The following is a 23,465-nucleotide window of genomic DNA, read 5'->3' as shown; positions in this document are numbered from 1 at the left end:
CCTTGGAGCAATTTCAGGAAAAGTGTGAGCGGTTTTCCGTCCGGAATTGCTTCAAAACAAAGAGATAGAGCAGCTCGCCGTTTCCGTGAAACGGCGAGCTGCTCGGGTCGAACTATTGCCGCCCCGGCCGGTCGAGCCGTTCCAGAAACCACTGCGTCAGCCGGATCCAGACCTCGTCCTTTTCGCCGGAATCCTCCCAGCCATGGTCGAGATTGGGATTATCGTTGACCTCGATGACGAAGACGCCGTCCTTGGTCTCCTTGAGGTCGACGCCGTAGAGGCCGTCACCGATGCAGCGTGCCGCCTTCACCGCCGTCTCGACGACATGGGTGGGCGTCTCCTTCAGCGTGAAGGTCTTGATGCCGCCCTGGTCGGGCTTGCCACTGGCCTTGTGGTTGACGATCTGCCAGTGCTTCTTGGCCATCAGATAGTGCACGGCAAACAGCGGCTGGCCGCCGAGCACGCCGACGCGCCAGTCATATTCGGTGGGAATGAATTTCTGCGCGATGAGGAGATCGGAATCCTCCAGCCATTCCGTGGCGAGCGTCTTCAGTTCCTCGAAGTTGGCGCATTTCTTGACGCCACGCGAGAAGGATGAATCCGGGATCTTCAGCACCAGCGGGAAACCCAGCGTCTGCGCCGCGAGTTCAAGATCCGAGGTGCCGGCGATCATCACCGTCGGCGGCACCGGCACCTTGTTGTAGGACATCAGCTCGTTGAGATAGACCTTGTTGGTGCAACGGATCATCGACAGCGGATCGTCGATGACGGGCATGCCTTCCTGCTGGGCGCGGCGGGCGAAGCGATAGGTGTGGTTGGAGATCGACGTGGTCTCGCGGATGAACAGCGCGTCGTAGTTCGCCAGCTTGGCGAGATCCTTCCTGGTGATGGGTTCGATTTCGACCCCCATCTTTTCGGCGATCTTGGCCCAGTAGCGCAGCGACGAAATTTCCGATGGCGGCAATTCCTCATGCGGATCGACCAACGTGGCGAAGGTGTAGCGCGCCGGCGTGCGCCCCTTGGTGTCGCGCCATTCGCGGTTGGTGTAGGTCTCCAGGCACTGGATGAAGCTCTTTTCCTCGTCCTCGGTCATGCGCGCCAGCGGATGAAAGCCGATCTTGCGGATCGAGGCCCATTCGGCGCTGTCCTTGATGTGCACCTCGAGCGCCGGCGCCCGGAACCAGTCGAACAGGAGCTTGGCGAAGCGGTCCCAGACCTTTGACGGGCCGATGCCGAAGAAGATGCAGACCTTGGGGGGAAAGGAGCCGCCGAGATCCTTGCGGCATTTGTTGAGCGCCAGTTCCAGTTCGGGCAGCGCATGTTCGTAGAGTTTGCGCTCCGACAGGTCGATCATCGTCTCGACGGTCGGGATAACCTTATGGCCGCGCGAGCTCGCCAGCAGCGAGGCATAGTAGCCGCGGCTCTGGTAGCCGTAATTGTTCGACAGGTTTATGACCTTCGGCCGCTGGCCCCGAAACAGCGAGGGATGCGCGAGGTAATCGCGGTTGGTGATGATCTTGTGCGGTGTCGCCACCTGGTCGAGATCGCTCTGCCGGCCGGTTAGAATGACCCAGGTCATTGTGTGTCGCGCTTCCCCAGAGTGATGGCGGCACGCAGTCCGTCGCGGCCGAACTGCGCCATGTTCATGAAGATGCCGTAGGGCACTGGAATGTTGGCGGCATCAAGGATGGTTTCCTGCCTTTCGTCCTCGACCCAGGGATCGTGGATCAGAATATGATCGCCGTCATCGCCGATGGCCAGCACCCAGTGCGGCACCTTCTTGCCGAACATCAGGAAGCCGCTGATCAGCACCAGCACCAGTTTTCCCGCGGCGATCGCGGTGCGGATATCATCGATGGCGAACGAACGGTAATTCACCGGGATGCCGTAAAGTTCCGCGCGGCGGCGAAAGTCGACCTGGGCCAGTTCCATCACCCGGCGCTTCTCCTCGCTGCGCACCGACTGCAGGAACAGCGCACCGTAGAAGGAAACAAAGATCTCCGCCGCGAGCCCGCTCTCGTACCCCGACACAGCCAGGCCGAACGGCTCGCAGCCGCCCGGTCCGGACATCATGAAGACGGTGGTCGCCTCACGCCAAAGGCGGATTTCCATCACCGGATCCGGCACGAAGTCGCGGTCGAAATTGGCCATCGCCATCATCAGGCAGCATGGGCCGCAGGTGAACTCGCAGGTCTGCTGATAGAATGGCACCCTGGTGGCGACAGGAAGGTCGCCGCGCAATGTCTTTTCATAACGAAGCGCCGTCGCGCCGTCCTCGTAGTAGCCGGGCTCGCGGCCAATCTTGCGGTAGCCGGCCTGCTCATAGATGCGGATGGCCCGGTCGTTGTCCTCGCGCACTTCGAGACGCAGCATCATACGGTCGTGCTCGAAGGCTGCCTCCTCCGCCGCCGACAGCAGCCGGCGCCCGATGCCGAGCGCGCCGAAAAACGGTCCGACGGCTATGGAGTACAGCCGTGCCACCCCACTGCCCTTGCGAAACAGCACGATCGCATAGCCGGCGAGGCGGCCATCGACTTCGGCGACCAACGTCTCGGCGGTCTCGCGCTCGATGAACAGGCGAAAAGAGCGGCGGGAAATGCGATCGCTCGAAAAAACGGCTTTCTCGATGGCGGCGAGATCATCGACGTCAGAGGCGCGGGCCGTGCGGATCTCGGCAGGCATGCGACTTGAGAAAACCTCGATTGCGTTGCGGGAACGGCCCCGGTCAAAAGCGTCGCAAACACCGGCCGAAGCGCCGATATTCATCAAGCGCTATCGCTCCTTGATTAGGGCCGAATTGTGACAGGTTCCGTGGCGGCAAGGAAGCCCGCGGGCTTTGAACAGGATCGCTGTTTCGACAGGTCACCGGCGGCGGATGATTGCGGTCAACTCAGCTTGCCAAGCCTGCCAGAAGCTGGCCGTAGGCACTCTTGGCCACGACCGCCAATTGCTCGCGCGGCAGCGAGCCGACGACGGCGCAGCCATAGCCCTTGTCCAGCCAGTAGACGGCCTGCGGGCCATCCTGCGCCGAAGCGTAGGTGCCCTTGGCATTCTCCGTCGATTCAGCGGTGACGAAGAGGGATATGCGCTCGCCCTTGTCGTCCTCATAGAGCAGCATCGCGGCCTTGGCTTCGCCGGCCGGCAGCAACCGGCCGCCGATCAGTTGAAAGCCATTCGCGCTCAAGTCCGGCGCCACCAGCTTCAGTCCGACCCGGTTGGACAGCCAGGTCTGCAAATGATCCTTGTCGCTGGCCAGCACCTCCACCGCATGCCGCTTCTCGGCAGCATAAATGACATGGGCGGCGATCGCCTGTTCGGCGAGCCGATCCTCGGCAGGATCCTCCTGTCCGATGCCGTCAATGCCGGCAAAATAGCCGCCAAATCCGCCCGTGGCCAGAAGCACGGCCGCCGCCGCGGCCAGCCACCAGCGCGAGCGGGGCACCGCAGTCCTAACAGGCGCTTCGCCGAGCACCATCTTGCGCAAGCGCGCGGGAACAGGCTCGTCCAGCACACCGGCAAAGGCGGAGCGCAATGCCTCCCGGTCGGCTGTGAAGCGGGCGCTTCTGGCCTTCATCTCGGGATTGGCATCGAGCCAGGCATCGTAAGCGGTGCGTTCGTCAGCCGGCAACTCGCCATCGAGCGCCATATGGATATCACGTTCGGAAAAATCGCGGCGGATCATTTCTCGACGATCCTTATCGCGCGGCGGCGTGCCGTGTCATCCAGCAACCCGCGCAATTCCTCACGCCCGCGTGCAATGCGCGACATCAGCGTGCCGGCGGGCACGCCCAGAATATTGGCGGCCTCGGCATAGGAAAAGCCTTCGATGGCAACCATGACAAGGGCCGCGCGGCGATCGGGGCTGATCGCCTGCAGCGCGTCGATGATCTCGCGCGAGGCGACGCCATCCAACTGTTCGGCCGGCTGGGCAACCGCCTCGCCCGCTTCCAGTGGCAGCATCGCCGCTTCGCCGCGACGGTTCACCTTGCGCATCTGGTCGATGAACAAATGATGCATGATCGTAAACAGCCACCTCCTGGGGCTTTCTCCCGTCTGCCAATTGTCGAGCCGCATGAGTGCGCGCTCGAGGCAGTCCTGAACGAGATCGTCGGCAGAATCGCGGTCGCGCAAAAGCGAGCGTGCGTAGCGGCGCAGGCGCGGTATTTCGCCAAGGATTGCTGCCTTCTTTTCGTCCATGACCGCTGGTTCTGAGGTCGCCCTTGTTAATCCCGATTGAACGCGCCTTCCCGGCGTGGCGCAAGCGGCCAGCGCGAAGCGGTCCGCCGCCCTGGTCACCCAAGCAATGAGATAACGCTGGCGAGTGCCGGTTTATTCCCGGCTGATTGAGCCCCCTAACGTCATTGCTCCGCGACCGGTATCGTCTCCTTCGCAGCCTGAGTCAGCAGCCGCTGGTAGAACAGGCCGATGCCGATCAACACGGCGCCAAGGCCGATGAAGGACAGCGCCCTGAGCACGCCTTCCAACTCCGACATGTCGAAGAGGAAGACCTTCAGCACCGCAGCCGCGATCAGCACGGCGGAGGCAATACGAAGCACCTGCGACTTCAGCCAGACGCCGGCTGTGAGCAATGCCACGCCGATCACCAGCCAGAGCGCCGAATAGGTGTAGGTTTCCAGCTGGCCGAGCCCGCTCCACAGGCCGATGAACTCGCCCTTGAACAGGCGCCTTACCGAGAGCGTAGCGTAAGTGAGGGCAAGTGCTGCCGCCACCAGCGCCAGCATCTGCGCATACCATTTCGGCCGCTTGTCCCTGATGTAGAGCGCCAGCCCGCCGGCAGCGACCGCCGGCAGGAGATAGGCCAGGAACAACAGGTTGAACACCGGGATCCGGCCCGTCGATTCGTCAGTGAATAATGGGTTCAGTACCACGAAATGCCGGATGACGATGAGGGCGACCGAAATCACGCCGGCAGCCATCGAACCATAGCGCAGCACCGAACTTGGCGAGCGCATGTCGATGGCGACCAGGATGGCGCCGGCGCCGATGGCGATCAGCGTGTAGATCGCCTGTTCGGCGAGCGTCATCGCGCCCGTGTCGATGACGCCACCATGCATGGCGTGACGCACCAGCATGGCGACGGTCAGCAGCGCAAACAGCGCCGCCGCCGCCTCCATGGCGAGGCGCGGCCGGCCATTGGTGGTGCGGGCGAGTTGCCAAGCGGCGAAGCCAAAGGCGAGCGCCGGTACGCCATATCCCGGCAGCAGCCAGTTGAACAGCGGTGTCGTCGACAGGAATTCGGCGCCGACGATCGTCGGATCGAAGGCGACACGGCCAAGCACCGCGATCACGGCGCCAACCGAAATCCAACCGAGCACGGGATAAGAACGCCAGCGCGTTGCCAGCGCAGGCACTATGGCCGCGGCACCGAGCAGAATGGTGGTCCAGCCGGAATCGAACGCCATGTGCAGCGTCAAGAGGCCGGCGATCGCCGCGCCGCCCAAGGCGAACGACACCGCCATGCCGCCCTTGAGTAGCGGCTCCTCGGCGCGAGCGATCCACTCGCCACCGGCGGCGAAGACCATGACCAGCAGGGCTGCAACGGCGGCATAGGGATAGTCACGGTCGAGATTGCCGAAGGTGAACCAAAGCGCCAGCAGGATGACCAGCGGCACGATGACACCCGATGCCGACCAGGAGGCCGACCGCAACCAGGACGATGCCGCGAACTTGCGGGCGGCCCACAAGCCCGCGCCGATGAAGACCAGGCCCAGTGCAATGCCAATGCGCCAGGTCAGACCATTGGACATGGCCAAGGGCAAGCCATCGACCCCGAGAGCGCCTGCCGAAAGGTCGGACGCGATCGAGGTTGGCGGGATGATGCCGAGATAGATCAGGACCGTCGCCAGCCCTGCGGTGTAAAGCAGCGGCAGCGCCAGCGGACGATAGAGCGCAACGACCACCATCGCCGCGAGGATCGCGGCGCCCGGCAAGGCATAGCCTGCGGCGGCGAAAGCCGGGTCAACCGACAGGCCCAGCGCCGAGAAGGCAACGAAAAGGCCAGGCACGATGGACGGCCAGTCAAAGGCCCTTGCGGTTTCGTCGCGATGGCCGCCGAGCCAGACAAAAGCGAGGATGGCCAGCGTGACGGCGTCGATGAACAGGATTGCGGACAGGTTCACGCCCGGGGCATCGGTCATGTAGAGGATGGTCCAGATGCCGGTGCCTAAAAAGGCGGCCGCCATCAGCGCTTTCCAGTCGCGCATGCGAGCGATGACGCCGGTGGCGGCGAGCACTATGGCGAGATAGCCGAACAGCGCCCAGGGATTGGGCGCCTGCGAGGCGATCAGCACCGGCGTCACCATGGCGCCGACAAGGCCGATGCCGGCCAGAGCCTGGCCATGGACGAGAGCCGCCGCGATGGTGGCAACGCCGATGGCACCGAGCAGCGTAAAGGCGAGCGCCGGGCCGATGAAGCCGTAGATACCGTGGGCGGCATAGACGGTGCCGAACAGGATGAAGGCACCGGCCGCCGTCAGGATCGCCGGAATATAGGCGCCCGCAACACCTTGCACCGGCACCTTGAAGCCGGTACGGCGAATGAACTCGCCGCCGGCGACCAGCACCAACCCGAGCACCGCTGCCATGGTGAGCCGCACACCAGGGCCGAAAATGCCGGCCTCGATCGTGTAGCGGATCAGGAACAGGCCACCCAGTGCCAGCGCGATGCCGCCGACCCAGACGGCCCAGCGGGTGCCGAGCGCCGTCTCGATATCCGGCTTGCCGGGTGCCCTTGCTGCTGCGGCCGGCTCGACGGCTGCCTTCGGAACCTCGCCCGCTGACCAGGGGCCGGACACGATCTCGCCTGGCGGAGATTCGGTCTCCGTGGTCGGTGTCTCCGCAGTCGGCGACTCCGCTATCGCCGGCTTGCTTACCGCTAACGAGGCGACATCGGCCACTGCTGCAGCCACCGGCACGGCGTCCGCCTTGCCATCGGTCGCGGCCTGCTCGGACGGCTTGGCCACCGGCGGCACGACGCCTGAAAGGACAAGGCTGCGCAGCGCGCCAAGCTCGCGCTCGATCAGACCGATGCGGTTCTGCTGGCGCGAAATGATGACGAACAAGGCGATGATGGCGACAAGGCCGATCAGGCTCTCAAACATGGCGGTTCCCCCAAACCAGGCCAGTTTTCACTGACGTTTCATCTCACTGACATTCAAATACGGCGGCTAAACGGCTGGAAAACTCAACGTGCCGCCAGATTGGCGGCTGGAAATATCGAACATGTCTCCGTGCCGAAAGCCAGCAGCTTGCCGCCGGCATCCTTCAGCGTCGCTTCCGACACGGCAAGCGTGCGGCCCTTGTGGACCACCTTGCCTTCGCAGACCACCTCGCCGGTCCTGGGCGTGATCGGCCGCGTGAGATTCACCTTGAATTCCGCCGTCGAATAGGCCTCGCCTTTTTCAAGCAACGTCTGCACGGCGCAGCCCAATGCCGAATCGAGCAGCGTCGCCGCCCAGCCGCCATGCACGCTGCCCAGCGGGTTGAGATGGCGCTCGCCCGGCATACCGCGAAAAACCGCCCGCCCCTCCGACACTTCGGTAAGGGTGAAATTCAACTGAAAGGAAATTGGCGGCGCCGGATATCCGCCGTCGATGATGCGCTGCAGCAGTTCCAGGCCTGTGTATTTCAGGATGTCGGCGTGCGGAATAGTGCCGAGGCCGAGCGGCGAGACCCGGCCCGGATACAGTTCGACTTCGGTCATGCTGCGTTGTCTCCTGCAACGATCTTGCGCGTCGCATGGTGCTTGCGCAAGGCGGCGAGAAAGCCCGCGCGGGCATCGGGCTGTTCGATGGCACGCGGCTCGTAGACGTGGCGCGTGAAGAAAAACCCGGTCAGCCGGAAGGCATCCTCGACCGCCGCCGGATCCGCGCGCAGGCCGGAGCCGCGCTGCAGAAACGCCGGCAGCACCAGCATCTTGTCGCGCCAGGGCGCGCCGGCGTCGCGCGACACCGCGCGGCCCGACTTCGGCGAGACATAGGCAAGGTCCTGCCGCGTGCCGGTGGCGGCGCATTGGCTGAGATCGAGGCCGAAGCCGAGTTCATCAAGGATCAGAAGCTCGAAACGCGCTACCAATTCTCCGGCGGCATCGGCATCGTCGAGATGGGCGATCATGACGGCGAGCGCTTCGTAAAGGCCGCCATGGGCGTCACGCTCGGGCAACAGGCGCAGATGCGTGGCCATGGTCTGCAGTCCATAGACAGCGACGGCGCTGTCCATCAGCCGGGCGGCGTTCATTTCGATCGCCTCGACCTGGAACGTACCGAGATGTTCGTCAAGGCGCGCGCGCCATAAGAGATCGACGCGATTGCCGGGTTGGAGAACAGGTTGCTGCTTTCGCGAACGGCCGCCGCGAACGAGGCCGAGATAACGGCCATGCGCACGCGTCATCACCTCGAGAATGGCGCTGGTTTCGCCATGCTTGCGGGTGCCGAGAATGATTCCCTCGTCGCGCCATTCCATGCTCGGAGCTTTTCACCGATCGGGTGGCGAAATCAAGGTATGGGCCTGGCGCCTGGCGGACTTGCATCGGGATGCGCGCAAAAAACCGCCCGCAGCGATACGCTGCGGGCGGCCTGGTAAGGTCAGTCGATCGGTTAGAAGTTGCGCTGGAAGCGGACGATGCCGCCGACGCTGCTCTTCTTGTCGGCCTTGGTCCAGTTGTTGAAGTCGACGTCGTCGAATTTTCCTGCATTGAGGTAATCGACTTCAGCCGTGATCGTGTAGCCGGGCACAATGGTGTAGGCCACGTTGGCAGCGACGCCGAGGTTCTTCCAGTCGTCATAGGAGATCTGGGCGTTGAACGAGGTTTTGTCGTTGAACTTGTAGGTGCCGCCACCCCAGATCGCCCAGTTTCCGCCCCATGGCTTGTACTGGGTACGGCCTGTGCCGAACTCGTTGATGTTGTCGTTGGTGCCGTAGCCGCCCATGACGAACAGCGACAGTTCCTTGCTGACGTTGACGTCCAAACGGACCTTGCCGGACACTTCCTCATAGTTGCTGTCATAGGCGACGACGCCGGTGATCGCGCCCCAGTCGCCCTTGTACTTCAAGCCGCCGACGACATGCGGAACATAGCTGTCGATCGTGTTGGCGGCGGTGCCTTCTTCGAGCGAAACCACGCCCGTGAAGCCGCTGCCAGCGTCGAAGTAGTAGCTGATGAGGTTGGTATCCTTGACACCATACGGGATGAGCGTGTCCTGGATAACGTTGCCGGCATAGCCGATGAATGCATCGTAGGGCGTTTCATCCTTACCGACGCGCAGACCACCGAGCTGGATCCAGGCGAAGTTGAGGGTTGTCGTCTTGTTGCCAGCCTGCCAGCCAGTTCCGTCACCCGAATAGTCGCCAGAGGAATTGCCGAACTGGAAGCGGGTCTCGGTGAAGGTCTTCAACGTGCCGAGCTCGGTTTCCTGGCCGGTATAAGTCCTCAGCGCGAAACGCATGTTCTTGTAGTAGGTGTCGTGCCTACCGCCGTCCATGTGATCGGCAACGTTATTGACGCCATCCAGCGAGCCGGAATCGCCGACGCCCATGTCATAGCGGAGATAGCCGCCGATGCGCAGGCAGGTCTCGGTGCCCGGGATGTAGAAGTAGCCGGCGCCGTAGACGTCGCAGATCTTGACGTATTCGGCCGGCTCCGGTTCGGCGACGACAACCGCGTCAGCGGCGCGAGCGCCGGAAACCGCGATCAGGGCCGCGGCTGAGCCGAGAAGGAGGCTCTTGATGTTCATTTTCTGACCTCTCCAGTCATAGTTTAAATGGCTTCGGATTTGTGGCTGGCGGATATGTTTTCCCGCCTCACCCCCACAACGAAAAGGCGCGCACCGCGTCCCCTTTTCGCGGCGAACATACCCATCAATCTTCCGCCTTCAATGACGGTTTTTGAAATAACGGCGATTCTTTGAACAGATTAATGCTGTGTTGCACAAATAACACTGACTTACATCACGATTGGCACAAATGGCACAATGTCATATATTCAATATATATCCAGACAGTTTCTCGGCTAACTATGACTTTAGAAACAATATATTTCCAGTTTCCCAACCTAACGTTGGCTTTTTCCGATTTTTTATCGCGAAAAGTAACCGCAATTTTGCGTGTGGCATATCCGGGGCGGCATCCTCCGCTCGCGGCATTGCGAGGAAATTCCAATGCCTCTGCCAGATTGGCCAAATCTCGCCGAGCCGGTCGAAACATGCCCGCGTGGGCTGCGGCGCTCTCGATTAAGGCAGCAGTGTGCTCTTTCTCAAACCCAACGCGGCAAACGCAGGCGAGCAGGAAACAAGGACGATTCGAGGAATCACATCACGTCCAGTGGTTGCGATCGGCCAGCACCGCGTCGATGACACGCCAGGATTTTTCGATCTCAACCAGATTGTCTATGTGGCCGGCGGCGGTGATCAACGCCTTCCACGGCGCCCAGCCACGTCCGCGTGCCCAGGTTGCATCATCAACGGCGATGCCAGCGCGGAAAACGTCCCTGCTCTCGTCCTCGAACAAGGTCCAGGCAATCGTAAAGTCGCAGGACGGATCGCCGACACCGGAGGTGCCGAAGTCAATCACGGTGCTCAGACGGCCCTTTTCGACAAGGAGGTTGCCCCAGCTGACATCGCCATGGGAACAGACCGGCGGCCCCTGCCGGTGGCGGCAAGGGCTGCTTCCCATACGGCACTCGCCGTGCTGGCATCGATGCGACTGCCAAGTGCAATGATCGCTTGCCTTGTCTCGCCGCCATAGACGGTCAGGGAACCACCACGGAAGAAATTGTGCGGCCCAGGCGCCGGTCCGCCGGTCGGGTCGATGCGTTTCAACGCAGTCAGGAATGCGGCGAGGTCCGTCGCGAATTGCGACAGGTTGGCGATGCGCTCCCGCTTCGCGGTCTCGCCTTCGATCCAGCCATGGACGGACCAATGCCAGGGGTAGCCGTCGGCCGGAATTCCCATGGCCAGCGGTACCGGAATGGGCAGCGGCAGAAGCGGCGCCAACCTCGGCAGCAGCGATGCTCCTTTGCCACTTGCAGGGAATGGGCGGCGGCGCCTGGCAGCTGCACGGTCATCTCGTCGCCAAGTTGAAAGGTCCTGTTGCTCCATCCGCCAAGCTCAACCGGCCTGACCGCAAGGTCCTTCCGCTGGGGGAATTGCGTGGCGACCAACCGGCGGACGAGAGCCGTGTCGATGATGGGCCTGCTATCCATGGGCCGCTAGTGCGGGAATTCGAGACCCATCTCGCGATAGCGCTCGGGATCGTCGCCCCAGTTCTCGCGCACCTTCACGAACAGGAACAGATGCACCTTCTGTTCAAGAATGCCTGCAATCTCCATGCGTGCCGCCTGGCCGATGGCGCGGATGGTTTCGCCCTTGTGGCCAAGCACGATCTTCTTCTGGCTGTCGCGCTCGACATAGATGGTCTGGTCGATGCGCACCGAGCCGTCCGGCTTCTCTTCCCATTTCTCGGTCTCGATATGCGAGGAATAGGGCAGTTCCTGATGCAGCCGCAGATACAGTTTTTCGCGGGTGATCTCGGCCGCCAGCTGGCGCATCGGCAGATCGGAGATCTGGTCTTCCGGATAATACCAGGGGCCGGCCGGCAGCGCCTGCGCCAGATAGTCGAGCAGATCCTTGCAGCCGGAGCCGGTCAGTGCGGAGACCATGAAGGTGCGCTTGAAAGGCACTTTCTCGTTCGCGGCCGCGGACAGGGCCAAGAGCGTCTCATGCTTGACCCTGTCGACCTTGTTGAGGATCAGCGCCCTCGGCTGGCGTACGTCCTTCAGCCGTTCGAGGATGGCGTCGGCATCGCCCCTGATGCCGCGCTCGGCGTCGATCAGCAGCAAAACGATATCGGCATCCTTGGCGCCGCCCCACGCGGTGGTCACCATCGCCGTGTCGAGACGCCGCTTGGGCTTGAAGATGCCGGGTGTGTCGACGAAGACGATCTGCGCATTGTCATGCGTGGCGATGCCGCGCACGATGGCGCGAGTGGTCTGCACCTTGTGGGTGACGATCGACACTTTGGCGCCGACCAGCTGGTTGACCAGCGTCGACTTGCCCGCATTGGGCGCGCCAATAAGCGCGACGAAGCCGGAATGGGTGACAGGGGTTTCTGCAGTCTCAATATCGGTCATGCCGCGTTCCATACACCTTCGCGCAGCAGAAGGGCAGCCGCGGCTGCCTGCTCGGCTTCGCGTTTGGAACGGCCGCTGCCGGTCGCCGGCTGAAATGCGCCAACCCTGACGCTGACGGTGAACAGCGGATCGTGGTCCGGCCCCTCGCGGCTGTCGATCTGGTAGGCAGGAACCGCACTCGCCGCCTGATGCGCCCATTCCTGCAATTCGGTCTTGGCGTCGCGGCGCGCGGCACCCGATGCCTGCGAACGCGGCTGCCAGTATTTGTGGATGAAGGCGCGTGCCGCCTCCAGCCCACCGTCGAGGTAGAGCACGGCGATCAGAGATTCCAGTGCGTCGGCGCGCAGATTGACGCGCTTGCGCCCCTCGAGCCCGCGCACATCCGATCCGGCGCGGACCAGATCCGGCAGCCCGATATGTTCGGCGATCTCGGAAAGCGCCTCGGCATTGACCAGCGCATTGAGCCGCAGCGACAATTCGCCTTCGGCCGCATCGGGGAACGCCGCCAGCAGCATGTCGGCAACGACCAGGCCGAGAACCCGGTCGCCGAGAAATTCGAAACGCTCATAGTCGGTGCCGGCATTGGCGCCGCGGGCACTGGCATGGGTGAGCGCCCGCTGCAGGCGCTGGCGGTCGGCAAAGGCATGGCCCGTGCGTTCCACAAGCGCTTCGGCGAGCGCATCGGCGGTCAGGCGTTTGGCCGCTGCCATCCCTAATTGACGAAGTGGAACAGGCGCGACGCACGCATCAGCGACGGCCATTTCCAGATTTCGAGCGGGCTTGCCTTGCCGGCGATCGAGAAGAAAACAAGATTGGCGCGGCCAACCAGGTTCTCGGCAGGAACGTAACCGACGGTGAACCGGCTGTCGGCGGAGTTGTCCCGGTTGTCGCCCATCATGAAATAGTGGCCGGGCGGCACGTCGAATTCACGCGTGTTGTCGCCGATCGAATTCGGATTGAGGTCAAGCGTATCGTAGCTGACGCCGTTGGGCAGGGTTTCCCGATAGACGTCGATCGGCTGAGGCATTTCGGTGATGTCGGGATTGTCGATCTGGCCGGTCTTCACGCGCGGCACGCCGACGCCGTTGATGAACAGCTGGCCATTCTTCATCTGGATCTTGTCACCAGGCAAGCCGACCACGCGCTTGATATAATCGACGGACGGATCCGGCGGGAACTTGAACACCACCACATCGCCGCGCTTGGGCTCAGAGCCCCAGATACGGCCCGAGAAGAGGTCGGGACCAAAAGGCAGCGAATAGCGCGAATAGCCGTAGGACCATTTGGTGACGAACAGATAGTCGCCTTCCAGAAGCGTCGGCCGCATTGATCCCGACGGGATCGAAAAGGGCTGGAACAAGAGCGTGCGGATAACGAGCGCGAGCAAGAGCGCCTGGACGATGACGCTGACGGTTTCGCCAAGCCCGCCGGATTTCTTCTGGGATTTTTCAGCCACGCTCATGTCGTCCTCGATTGTGCGTTGGATGGTATAGAGTCTCGGCGCGCGCTGGGCAACGTCAATGCCGGTCGTCAGATGCAATCAATGTGGCGCTTCTTCGACGGGCAACGCCTCGATGATCACAAAGGCTTGAGCGAGCGGAAAATCATCCGTGATGGTGAGGTGGATCGCCGCCCGATGGCCTTTCGGCAGGATTTTTTGCAGTCGCGCCAACGCGCCGCCGGTCAGCGCCATGGTCGGCGCGCCGCTGGGCAGGTTGACGACGCCCATATCGCGCCAGAACACACCTTGCGCCAGACCCGTACCCAGCGCCTTGGCGCAGGCCTCCTTGGCGGCAAAGCGCTTGGCGTAGGAGGCAGCGCGGGCACGGCGGTTCTCCGAACGCGCCTGTTCGACCTCGGTGTAGATCCTCTGGACGAAGCGCTGACCGTGACGCTCCAGCGATTTCTCGATGCGCCTGATGTCGATCAGATCGCTGCCGATGCCGATGATCATTGTGCGGCGGAACCGACGCTTCCGCCAGGATGAGACGATTGCGCGTGGCGATGCGCGCGCTCTGCCAGCCGCTTGCGCCTTTGCTCGCGAAAGACATTCATGCCCCAGCGCGTGGCACCGTAGAACAGGAGGCCGAACACCAGCCCGAGCGGCACCGCGCCGATCAGCATGGGTTCCAGCACGGGATGCCACAATTTCGCGAAGGAAAGCGTGTGCAGCATCTCGCCCAGATGCGCCGGCGGACCATGCGCCGGCAGGCGATCGTGCAGGATGAGCTTGCCGGTTTCCCAGGATGCGCCCCACAGAATGGGAAAAGTCAGCGGGTTGCCAAAGAAGACAGCGCCGAGCGCCGCCGCCACCAGATTGCCGGCGATAACCCAACACAGGACGGCGGCAATGATGAAATGGAAGCCCACGGGAAAGAATGAGGCGAAGACACCAGCCGCCACCCCGGCGGCCACCGCATGCGGCGTCGCCTTCAGGCGCAGGATGCGCTTGGAAAAATACTGCAGCGAGCGCGAGAACGAACGGCGCGGCCACAGATAGGTGCGCACCCGCTCCAGGAGACCATCAGGCTTGCGGCGACGAAAAAGCACTCTGTTCCTATTCCCGATACTTTACAGCTTACATGCCGGCTGTCTCCAGCCGGGCTTCAACCGCCACATCTTGCGCTTTGCGGCCACTGAAAGGCAATCGCGACTTTGATATAGCGATACGCACCCCCGACAACAACCGAAGGCCGCCTGCAGGGCGGCCGCACCGCCATAATTCTTGGTAAGGTTCGCCCTTCCAACACAGGACAATCACGGCGAATTTGAGAAGCGCCTTCGGCTTTTTGTCGCAGTCGAATGCTGGAGATACTACCGCAGGTACCGGCTGACCTCGACAAGATTGCCGTCCGGGTCGCGGAAATAGACGGATATCATCGGCCCCCGTGCCCCGACGCGTTCGACCGGTCCCAATTCGAGCGCAACGCCATTGGCTTCGAGACGGGCACGGATTTCGTTGAGCGGCTGTTCGGTGATCAGGCAGAAATCGCCAGAGCCCGGAGTCGGAGCCTTCGCCTTGGGCTCGAAAGTGCGGCTGATCTCATGGACATTGATCTTCTGGCCGCCAAAAGCCAGTGCCGTCGGCCGGCCCGGCGCATCGATGCGCTCAAAGCCCAGCACGCGCTGGTAAAAGGCGCAGGTCGCCTCGAGCGAGGCCACGGTCAACACGAAATGATCGATACCGACGATCATCGCCAATTTGCCTTCATGCATGTCATCCACTCCCAAAACCGCTGCACTTTTGGGCGACATGCATGTTTGTTTCATGCATGTCGTTGTCCCAAAACCGCTGCACACTTTTGGGCGACATGCACAGTCAAATGTTGCGGCTGCCGGGCTTGACCGCAGGTATCGCGGCAAGCTCCGGCGGCAGCCGGTCCGGCGGATAAGCTGGAACCTCATATTCGGCGAGCGCGATCAGCGGCACCCCGACATGGGTCTTCCCAGCCGAACGGTCGATGATGCAGGCCGCGGCCACCACCTCGGCGCCAAGTTCGCGCAGGCACTCGATGGTTTCGCGGATCGACAGGCCGGTGGTGACAATGTCCTCGACGATGACGACGCGCGCGCCCCGAGCGATCTCGAAGCGGCGCAGGCGGAACTCGCCCCCTTCCCGCTCGACCCAGATCGCCGGCACGCCGAGATGACGTGAGGTCTCGTAAGCCGGGATCAGGCCGCCAATCGCCGGGCCGACAATATAGTCTATCGTGCCCGGCACCGCGGCGCGGATCTTCTCGGCCAGCGCCTTGCACAACCGCTCGGTCTTGTCGGCATGCATGAACACTCGTGCCTTCTGCAGGAAGACCGGGCTGCGCAAGCCCGACGTCAGGATGAAATGCCCCTCCAGGACAGCGCCCGCCTCACGGAAAATGCCTAGCACTTCATCGGTGTTCATCAGGTCCCCCAGTTGCCAATTGTTTTAACCGTTCACGCGCCGTGCATCGCTGACGCTGGAATTGTCCTTGAGCTGAGACAGCAGCCGGTTGAGATGCTTCAGATCCCAGACTTCGAGATCGATCAGCATTTCGGTGAAGTCGGGCGCGGTGCGCACCATCGACAGCGTATGGATGTTGGCGTCGTTGGACGCGACGACCTGGGCAATATCGGCGAGCGACCCTGGCGCATTGATGGCGGTGACCGAGACACGCGCTGGGAACCGTTCCTTGGTGCGCTCGTCGATGTCCCAGCGCACGTCGATCCAACGCTCGGGCTGGTCGTCGAAGGCCTGCAGCGCCGGCGACTGGATCGGATAGATGGTGATGCCGGTGCCCGGCTGGACGATGCCAACGATGCGGTCGCCTGGCACCGCGCCTTCCGGCGCGAAGCGCACCGGCAGGTCGCCGCGCACGCCTCGGATCGGCACGGCGCCGTCGCGTGGCTGGTCCTTGTCCTTGCGCGCCGCGCGGCCTGGAATCTGGAATAGCATGCCGGCGGCGTTGCGGATCTTCGACCAGCCCTCCTCGCGCTGCTTGGGGGCCGCGGGCGTGACACGCTCGTCCTTGTAGTCGGGGAAGACCGCCTTCATGACGTCGGCGGAGGCCAGTTCGCCACGGCCGACGGAGGCCAGCACATCCTCGATGTCTTTGCGCGCCAGCCGGTGCAGAACCGGCTTCAGGCTTTCCTTGGTGAAATTCTTGCCAGCCCGCTCGAAGGCGCGCTCCAGAATGCGCGCGCCGAGGCCGGAATACTGCTTGCGGATGGCGTTCTTGGTGGCACGACGGATGGCGGCGCGCGCCTTGCCGGTGACGACGACCGATTCCCACGCGGCCGGCGGCACCTGCGCCTTGGAGCGGATGATCTCGACCTCGTCGCCGTTCTTCAGTTCCGTCATCAGCGGCATGATGCGGCCATTGACCTTGGCGCCGACGCAGGTGTCGCCGACATCAGTGTGCACGGCGTAGGCGAAGTCGATGGGTGTAGCGCCGCGCGGCAAGGCGATCAGCATACCCTTCGGCGTGAAGCAGAACACCTGGTCCTGGAAAAGCTCCAGCTTGGTGTTTTCGAGAAAGTCCTCTGGATTGTCGCCCTCGGCGAGTTGCTCGATGGTGCGCCGCAGCCAGGCATAGGCGTTGGTCTCCTTCGAGATCGCATGGCCGGCGCCGTTCGTCTTGCCGCCGGTGTCCTTGTAGATCGAATGCGCCGCGACGCCGTATTCGGCAATCTTGTTCATCTCGCGGGTGCGGATCTGCAGTTCGACGCGCTGGCGCGACGGCCCGACGATGGTGGTGTGGATCGAACGGTAGTCGTTCTGCTTCGGCGTCGAGATGTAGTCCTTGAAGCGGCCCGGCACCATCGACCATGTGGTGTGGATGGCGCCGAGCGCCCGGTAACAATCCTCGACCGTATCGACGACGACGCGGAAGCCGAAAATATCGGACAGCTGCTCGAAGGACAGCGCCTTGGCCTCCATCTTGCGGAACACCGACCAGGGCTTCTTCTGCCGGCTCTTCACGCTGGCGTTGATGGCATGCTTTTCAAACAGCGCCGACAGCGCCTTTTCAATGTCGGTCAGCACGCCCTTGTTGCGCTCGAATATCTCGGCAAGCCGCGCGGTGACGGCACGGTAGGCTTCCGGATTGATGAAGCGGAAGGCGATCTCTTCCAGCTCTTCGCGCATGCCCTGCATGCCCATGCGCCCGGCCAGCGGCGCGTAGATGTCCATCGTCTCCTCGGCGATGCGCAGGCGTTTGGCCTCCGGCATGTGGTCGAGGGTGCGCATGTTGTGCAGCCGGTCGGCAAGCTTGACCAGCAGCACGCGGACATCTTCCGAAATCGCCAGCAGAAGCTTGCGCAGGTTTTCCGCCTGCTCCGCCTTCTTCGACACGAGATCAAGCTTCTTAAGCTTGGTCAGGCCCTCGACCAGCTTGCCCATTTCGGGACCGAACAGATCGTCGATCTCGGCCCGCGTCGCCGTGGTATCCTCGATGGTGTCGTGCAGCAGGGCGACGGCGATCGTCGCCTCGTCCATGTGCATTTCAGTGAGGATCGCGGCGACTTCGAGCGGATGCGAGAAATAAGGGTCGCCGGAAGCGCGCTTCTGGTGGCCATGCTTCTGCATGGCATAGACATAGGCCTTGTTGAGCAATGCCTCGTTGACGTCAGGCTTGTAGCGCTGGACGCGCTCGACAAGCTCATACTGACGCATCATGGGCGGAATCTCTCGGAGATGACATGAATCATGCGCCGCACTGCTGTACGGCGCATGTCATAGATAGCCACGAAACTGCCGAGACGGAAGTGCCGGAAACGTGTTCCGGGCAGGTCCAGAAAACTCTCTTAGTAATCGTCGCTCTTCTCAGGCGGCACAAGGCCTTCGATGCCGGCCAACAGATCTTCCTCGGTCATGCGATCGAAGGTGATGTTGTCTTCTGCATCGTCGGTTTCGGCGGCAGCGACGGCGCCGCCGGTCTGATCGGCGATCACCTCGCCATCGGCTTCGGGCTCGTCGACCTCGACGTGCTTCTGCAGCGAATGGATCAGGTCTTCCTTGAGATCGTCGGGCGACAGCGTCTCGTCGGCGATCTCGCGCAAGGCGATGACGGGGTTCTTGTCGTTGTCACGAGGAACGGTGATCTGCGCGCCCTGGCTGATCTGGCGAGCACGGTGGCCGGCCAAAAGCACCAGCTCGAAGCGGTTGTCGACCTTGTCGATGCAATCTTCAACGGTTACGCGGGCCATGGACTGCCCCTTTCATGCCTGGATTTAATGGAAAACAGGCGCGGTCCATAACCCGAACGTCGCCAAAATACAAGCATCATGGCATTGACGGGAGCATTGGGCACACAATCTCCCGTTCAGACACCTGATTTGGCAAAACCGGGCCGCATCCTTGATTCGCCGCCGCGATCACAATTGCTTGCATTGTCCCATCACGCCTTGGATTGCCCCCAAACTGGCGTTATCTCGGATGGCTAGGGTCAGCCGGTTTATTATGAGCCTGGCCAATAGTCGCTACCGCATTTCGTTTAGACGGCCGCATTTTCGAAAAAGGACTATTTTCCATGTTCGACCCTCGTGAAAAAATCGCCCTCTTCATCGACGGTGCCAATCTCTACGCCACGTCGCGGGCGCTCGGCTTCGACATCGACTATCGCAAGCTGCTGTCCAGCTTCCAGAAGCGCGGCTATCTCTTGCGCGCCTATTATTACACGGCGCTGGTCGAGGATCAGGAATACTCCTCGATCCGCCCGCTGATCGACTGGCTCGACTATAATGGCTTCAAGGTGGTGACGAAGCCAGCCAAGGAATTCACCGACTCGACCGGTCGCCGCAAGATCAAAGGCAATATGGACATCGAGCTCACCGTCGATGCGCTGGAACTCGCCGACGTCGTCGACCACTATGTCATCTTTTCCGGCGATGGCGACTTCCGCACGCTCGTCGAGGCGCTGCAGCGGCGCGGCCGCAAGGTATCGATCGTCTCGACCATGGCCTCGCAGCCGCCGATGATCTCGGACGATCTGCGCCGCCAGGCCGACCACTTCATCGACCTGACGACACTCAAGAACGAAGTTGGCCGTGATCCCTCCGAACGGCCGGTGCGCCGGCCCGAACCGGCTGAAGTCGAAGAGGACGACTACTGAGGCCGGTCGCCTTGACCGCCCTCTCCCATGCCGAACCCGATCGCGACTGCCCGCTGTGCCCGCGGCTGCATGACTTCATTGCCGAATGGCGGCAGCGCGAGCCGTCCTGGTTCAACGCACCGGTGCCAACCTTCCTGCCACTGGGCGGCGAGGATACCGTCCAGCTTCTGATCGTCGGGCTGGCGCCCGGCCTGCGCGGCGCCAACCGCACCGGACGCCCCTTCACCGGCGACTATGCCGGCGACCTGCTCTACTCGACATTGATCGCGCACGGTTTTGCACGCGGTGAATTCAAGGCACGGCCCGATGACGGGCTGGAGCTTGTCGGCACCGCGATCACCAATGCGGTGCGCTGCGTGCCACCAGAGAACAAGCCGGTCGGCGCCGAGATTTCGACCTGCAGAACATTCCTGGTGCCGACCATCGCCCGCTTTCCCAACCTGCGCGCCGTTCTGGCGCTGGGGTCGATCGCGCACCAATCGACCGTGCGCGCGCTGGGCGGGCGCGCTGCAGCCTATCCGTTCAAACATGGCGGGCAGATGGAGGCGGGCGATATCACGCTGTTTTCGAGCTATCATTGCTCGCGCTACAACACCAATACAGGCGTTTTGACGGAAGCCATGTTCGTCAATGTATTCAGCCAGATCGCGACGTTCCTGCGGAAATGACGCCGTACTATTCCTGACGCGCTTCCCAGGGGAAAGCGCTACGCGCCTTTCCCGGAATTGCTCTAGAACCCCTCCAGCACGATCTTGCCCTTGGCGGTGCCGGTCTCGATCAGCGCATGGGCGCGCTTCAGATTGGCGGCGTTGATACGGCCGAATGTTTCGCCCAGCGTGGTGCGGATGGTGCCGGCGTCGACAAGGCGTGACAGTTCGTTGAGGTGCTCGCCTTGCACGGCCATGTCCTGCGTCTCGAACAGCGAGCGCGTGAACATCAGCTCCCAATGGACCGAAACGCTCTTGCGCTTGAACGGATTGATATCGAGTGTCTGGGGATCGTCGATCAACCCGAACCGGCCCTGCGGAGCGATCAATTCGGCAATCTCGGCCAGGTGCCGGTCGGTATTGGTTGTCGAGAACACAAAGGCTGGTGCGCCGATGCCCAGCGCGGCGACTTCGGCGGCCAGCGGCCTGGAATGGTCGACGACATGATGGGCGCCAAGCCCAAGCACCCAGTCGCGTGTCTCTGGCCTCGATGCGGTGGCCACCACTGTCAGACCGGTCAGTTGGCGTGCAAGCTGGACCGCAATCGAGCCGACGCCGCCAGCGCCGCCGATGATGACGATGGCATTCGCGGCGCCCATGACAGGCTTCTTCACGTCAAGACGGTCGAACAGCGCCTCGAAGGCGGTGATCGCCGTCAGCGGCAGCGCGGCAGCCTGCGCATAGTCGAGCGAGCCAGGTTTGCGACCGACAAGGCGCTCATCGACAAGATGGAATTCGGCATTGGTGCCTTGCGGCGCGAGCGCACCGGAATAGAAGACGTCGTCACCGAGCTTGAACAGGCTGGCGTCCGGACCCGTTTCAACGACCCGACCGGCGGCATCCCAACCAAGCACCCGCCAGGTTCCGGCTTCGGGCCTGGCACTTCGGCGTATCTTGGTGTCGACCGGATTGACCGAGATCGCCTTCACCTCGACCAGCAGTTGACGGCCTGTCGGCTCTGGCTTGGGCAGGTCGATATCGACGAGGGAGGCCTCATCAGTGATGGGAGTTGGGATCTGATAGCCGACGGCGCGCATTTTTGTCTCCGCGATTGCTGTTGAGCTTTGTCTGGAGCAGAGATGCGGACTATGCGCGCCAAGCGCAAGAATGCACATATAGAGCACATAGTGTCGAAAAGGATACCGTCATGCCGCGCATTCGCCATGAGCGATTCGATTGCAGCCCCGGCTGCACCGTGGAGGGAACGCTCCGCTATATCGACGGAAAGTGGAAGGGCGTCGTGCTCTACCATCTGTTCGAGGGGACGCTGCGCTTCAACGCGATACGCCGGCGCATTCCCAACTGCACGCAGCGCATGCTGACCAATCAGCTCCGCGAACTGGAAGCCGATGGGCTGATTGCCCGCAAGATCTATCCGGAAGTACCACCGAAGGTGGAATACAGCCTGACCCCGCGCGGCAGAAGCCTGGAGCCGGTCATAACAGCCTTGAAAGTTTGGGGCGATGCGAATGTGACGTTGGCGCCGGAGGCATCGCAGGCGGCGGCTTGAAGCGGCCGCTGCTCAGCAATGGCAAGACGTGCAACCAAGGTAGCTTGGCGATGCCGGCGGCAACCGGATCGTCAATATTTGCAACGGCATAGCCCGGTTTGTGAAGAAACCGATTCGGACGCGCAATCCCGATCGCTTCGGCCGGACGGCCTCAATGCGCTGGTGCAAGCAGCGCCGCCAATTTCTCCGACCCGCCCTGCAAGACATTCAGGTCGACGTCACCCTGGATGCCATCCACGCGTCCCCTGTTGTGATACTGCCAATAGATCCAGTCGTGGCGATCCGGTTCCACCAGCAGAGAGCGAAGCCATAGCGGGCGCGCGGCGATCTGCCCGGCATACGCGACCTCGGCCTCATCGGTCAGATAGACGATCGCCGTCTTGCCGAACGCTTCCTCGACAGGTCCGAGAAAAGCCTGGAGTTCGGTATTCAATTGTTCGGGCGATGGACGCTGCGGACAGTTGCCGCCGAACTCGATATCGACGACCGGAGGCAGCAAGGGCTGATCCTGCGGCACGACCGAGATGAAATTCTTCGCCTGGTCGGCGCCGGGCCGGCAGAAGGTGAAGAAATGATAGGCGCCGACGGCGAGGCCAGCCGCGCGAGCCTCACGCAGATTGGTGGCAAAGGCACGATCGACGTGATCGCCGCCCTCGGTCGCCTTGATGATGGCGAAGGCGACATCGGCGGCGGCAACGCGCCGCCAGTCGATTTCGCCCTGATGGTGGGAAACGTCGATGCCTCTGACCGGATATTTGCCACGGTCCGGGGAGTATGTGTGGAAGTAGACGAAGCCACCGGCAGCGACCAGGGCCGCAAAGACCAGGCTGACCGATCCCCAGAGGATTATCCGGCTCTTCAAGACGACCCTCTCTCAGGTATTTTCTGGCTCCATACGTTCGAAACTTGAAAGCCAAACGGTTGGCTTTTCTAGGGCTACCGCCCGATACCCCGCCCTTCGCTATGGCTCCGGGCGTTCGTCGCTCGAAACGCCAAATCGTTGGCTTTTCGCCCGCTTCGCGGACCGCTCCTCACCCACGCTCCTTCAAGAGCCGGCCCTTCTCGCGCGACCAGTCGCGCTGCTTTTCGGTCTCACGCTTGTCGTGCAGTTTCTTGCCGCGACCGACGGCGAGCAGCAGCTTGGCGCGGCCCTGATCGTTGAAATAGATCTTTAGCGGCACCAGGGTCATCCCTTCGCGGTCGACGCTCTGCGACAGCTTGGCCATCTCACGCTTGTTGAGCAGGAGTTTGCGGCGCCTCCGGGGCTCGTGATTGAAGCGGTTGGCCTGCAGATATTCCGGCAGATAGGAATTGATCAGCCAAATCTCGCCGCCTTCGACCGAGGCGTAGCTGTCCTGGATGTTGGCCTGGCCCTGGCGCAGCGACTTGACCTCGGTGCCGGTCAGCACCAAGCCGGCCTCGATCGTGTCGAGCACCTCATAGGAAAACCGCGCCTTGCGGTTCTCCGCAACGGTCTTGTTGTTGGGATCGGCTTTTCTGACTTGATTCATGATGTG

General features: G+C 62.4%; 23 protein-coding genes and 1 pseudogene. 3 read left to right on the top strand and 21 right to left on the bottom strand.

Going from position 1 to position 23,465, the window contains the following annotated elements:
- Positions 1-112: 112 nt before the first annotated feature.
- The 18 genes and pseudogenes from AC1VON_RS16370 to rpoZ all read right to left on the bottom strand — a co-directional run bounded on the left by AC1VON_RS16370 (position 113) and on the right by rpoZ (position 18,826).
- A complete protein-coding gene (locus AC1VON_RS16370; RefSeq protein ID WP_172351204.1) occupies positions 113-1,579 on the bottom strand; it encodes a RimK family protein in 1,467 nt (488 codons plus the stop codon).
- Complete coding sequence (locus tag AC1VON_RS16365) at positions 1,576-2,682, bottom strand: peptidase C39 family protein (protein ID WP_172351205.1); 1,107 nt, start codon at positions 2,680-2,682, stop codon at positions 1,576-1,578. The genes AC1VON_RS16370 and AC1VON_RS16365 overlap by 4 nt, the downstream gene beginning before the upstream one ends.
- Positions 2,683-2,890: 208 nt before the next feature.
- Entirely contained in the window at positions 2,891-3,682 is a 792-nt protein-coding gene (locus AC1VON_RS16360) for an anti-sigma factor family protein (protein WP_172351206.1), read from the bottom strand.
- Complete coding sequence (locus tag AC1VON_RS16355; protein WP_483124205.1) at positions 3,679-4,197, bottom strand: sigma-70 family RNA polymerase sigma factor; 519 nt, start codon at positions 4,195-4,197, stop codon at positions 3,679-3,681. Before AC1VON_RS16355 ends, AC1VON_RS16360 begins: the two co-directional genes overlap by 4 nt.
- 161 nt (positions 4,198-4,358) lie before the next feature.
- Positions 4,359-7,121: a DUF2339 domain-containing protein gene (locus AC1VON_RS16350; RefSeq protein WP_483124204.1), complete on the bottom strand. Its 2,763-nt coding sequence runs from the start codon at positions 7,119-7,121 to the stop codon at positions 4,359-4,361.
- Between the two features lie 83 nt (positions 7,122-7,204).
- Entirely contained in the window at positions 7,205-7,723 is a 519-nt protein-coding gene (locus tag AC1VON_RS16345) for a PaaI family thioesterase (protein WP_483124203.1), read from the bottom strand.
- On the bottom strand, positions 7,720-8,481 hold the full coding sequence (gene recO, locus AC1VON_RS16340) for a DNA repair protein RecO (protein WP_172351209.1): 762 nt from the start codon (positions 8,479-8,481) through the stop codon (positions 7,720-7,722). Before recO ends, AC1VON_RS16345 begins: the two co-directional genes overlap by 4 nt.
- Before the next feature lie 134 nt (positions 8,482-8,615).
- The gene (locus AC1VON_RS16335) at positions 8,616-9,752 is read right to left on the bottom strand and encodes a porin (protein WP_483124202.1); all 1,137 of its coding nucleotides are present in this window, start codon (positions 9,750-9,752) and stop codon (positions 8,616-8,618) included.
- A gap of 577 nt (positions 9,753-10,329) precedes the next feature.
- Positions 10,330-11,114 (bottom strand): annotated as a pseudogene (locus tag AC1VON_RS16330) (phosphotransferase).
- A 110-nt stretch (positions 11,115-11,224) separates the two neighbouring features.
- A complete protein-coding gene (gene era, locus AC1VON_RS16325; RefSeq protein WP_483124201.1) occupies positions 11,225-12,157 on the bottom strand; it encodes a GTPase Era in 933 nt (310 codons plus the stop codon).
- On the bottom strand, positions 12,142-12,855 hold the full coding sequence (rnc, locus tag AC1VON_RS16320) for a ribonuclease III (RefSeq protein WP_483124200.1): 714 nt from the start codon (positions 12,853-12,855) through the stop codon (positions 12,142-12,144). The genes era and rnc overlap by 16 nt, the downstream gene beginning before the upstream one ends.
- A 2-nt stretch (positions 12,856-12,857) precedes the next feature.
- On the bottom strand, positions 12,858-13,607 hold the full coding sequence (gene lepB, locus AC1VON_RS16315; RefSeq protein ID WP_027053360.1) for a signal peptidase I: 750 nt from the start codon (positions 13,605-13,607) through the stop codon (positions 12,858-12,860).
- A 78-nt stretch (positions 13,608-13,685) separates the two neighbouring features.
- On the bottom strand, positions 13,686-14,099 hold the full coding sequence (gene acpS, locus AC1VON_RS16310; RefSeq protein ID WP_172230668.1) for a holo-ACP synthase: 414 nt from the start codon (positions 14,097-14,099) through the stop codon (positions 13,686-13,688).
- Positions 14,096-14,695 carry a DUF2062 domain-containing protein gene (locus tag AC1VON_RS16305; protein ID WP_172351213.1) on the bottom strand — a complete coding sequence of 200 codons (600 nt, stop codon included), beginning with the start codon at positions 14,693-14,695 and terminating at the stop codon, positions 14,096-14,098. Before AC1VON_RS16305 ends, acpS begins: the two co-directional genes overlap by 4 nt.
- Before the next feature lie 264 nt (positions 14,696-14,959).
- Positions 14,960-15,361, bottom strand: a complete 402-nt coding sequence (locus AC1VON_RS16300) for a VOC family protein (protein ID WP_483124199.1) — start codon at positions 15,359-15,361, stop codon at positions 14,960-14,962.
- Between the two features lie 103 nt (positions 15,362-15,464).
- Positions 15,465-16,043, bottom strand: coding sequence for an orotate phosphoribosyltransferase (pyrE, locus tag AC1VON_RS16295; RefSeq protein ID WP_172351215.1), 579 nt, complete (start codon positions 16,041-16,043; stop codon positions 15,465-15,467).
- Positions 16,044-16,067: 24 nt separating this feature from the next.
- Positions 16,068-18,296, bottom strand: coding sequence for a RelA/SpoT family protein (locus AC1VON_RS16290; RefSeq protein ID WP_172351216.1), 2,229 nt, complete (start codon positions 18,294-18,296; stop codon positions 16,068-16,070).
- Between the two features lie 128 nt (positions 18,297-18,424).
- Positions 18,425-18,826 carry a DNA-directed RNA polymerase subunit omega gene (gene rpoZ / locus AC1VON_RS16285; RefSeq protein ID WP_056563448.1) on the bottom strand — a complete coding sequence of 134 codons (402 nt, stop codon included), beginning with the start codon at positions 18,824-18,826 and terminating at the stop codon, positions 18,425-18,427.
- 323 nt (positions 18,827-19,149) lie between these two features.
- On the opposite strand from rpoZ, the gene AC1VON_RS16280 reads away from it, so the two are divergent.
- Together AC1VON_RS16280 and AC1VON_RS16275 are read left to right on the top strand one after the other, a co-directional pair.
- On the top strand, positions 19,150-19,731 hold the full coding sequence (locus AC1VON_RS16280) for a LabA-like NYN domain-containing protein (RefSeq protein ID WP_056563452.1): 582 nt from the start codon (positions 19,150-19,152) through the stop codon (positions 19,729-19,731).
- A gap of 11 nt (positions 19,732-19,742) precedes the next feature.
- The gene (locus AC1VON_RS16275; RefSeq protein WP_483124198.1) at positions 19,743-20,399 is read left to right on the top strand and encodes a uracil-DNA glycosylase; all 657 of its coding nucleotides are present in this window, start codon (positions 19,743-19,745) and stop codon (positions 20,397-20,399) included.
- A gap of 62 nt (positions 20,400-20,461) precedes the next feature.
- Here the strand turns inward: AC1VON_RS16275 and AC1VON_RS16270 are convergent, their stop codons facing one another.
- Positions 20,462-21,475 carry a zinc-binding alcohol dehydrogenase family protein gene (locus AC1VON_RS16270; RefSeq protein WP_483124197.1) on the bottom strand — a complete coding sequence of 338 codons (1,014 nt, stop codon included), beginning with the start codon at positions 21,473-21,475 and terminating at the stop codon, positions 20,462-20,464.
- Between the two features lie 110 nt (positions 21,476-21,585).
- On the opposite strand from AC1VON_RS16270, the gene AC1VON_RS16265 reads away from it, so the two are divergent.
- Positions 21,586-21,948 (top strand): winged helix-turn-helix transcriptional regulator, encoded by a 363-nt coding sequence (locus AC1VON_RS16265; protein ID WP_483124196.1) that lies wholly within the window; start codon positions 21,586-21,588, stop codon positions 21,946-21,948.
- Between the two features lie 151 nt (positions 21,949-22,099).
- Here AC1VON_RS16265 and AC1VON_RS16260 read toward each other — a convergent pair whose 3' ends face one another.
- Both AC1VON_RS16260 and smpB read right to left on the bottom strand, forming a co-directional pair.
- On the bottom strand, positions 22,100-22,810 hold the full coding sequence (locus AC1VON_RS16260; RefSeq protein WP_483124195.1) for a glycoside hydrolase family 25 protein: 711 nt from the start codon (positions 22,808-22,810) through the stop codon (positions 22,100-22,102).
- Between the two features lie 169 nt (positions 22,811-22,979).
- Complete coding sequence (gene smpB, locus AC1VON_RS16255; protein WP_006202221.1) at positions 22,980-23,459, bottom strand: SsrA-binding protein SmpB; 480 nt, start codon at positions 23,457-23,459, stop codon at positions 22,980-22,982.
- Positions 23,460-23,465 lie beyond the last annotated feature (6 nt).

The sequence above is a fragment of the Mesorhizobium sp. HAY1-8B genome, assembly GCF_056868045.1.
This window is presented reverse-complemented; position numbering and strand designations above follow the sequence as displayed.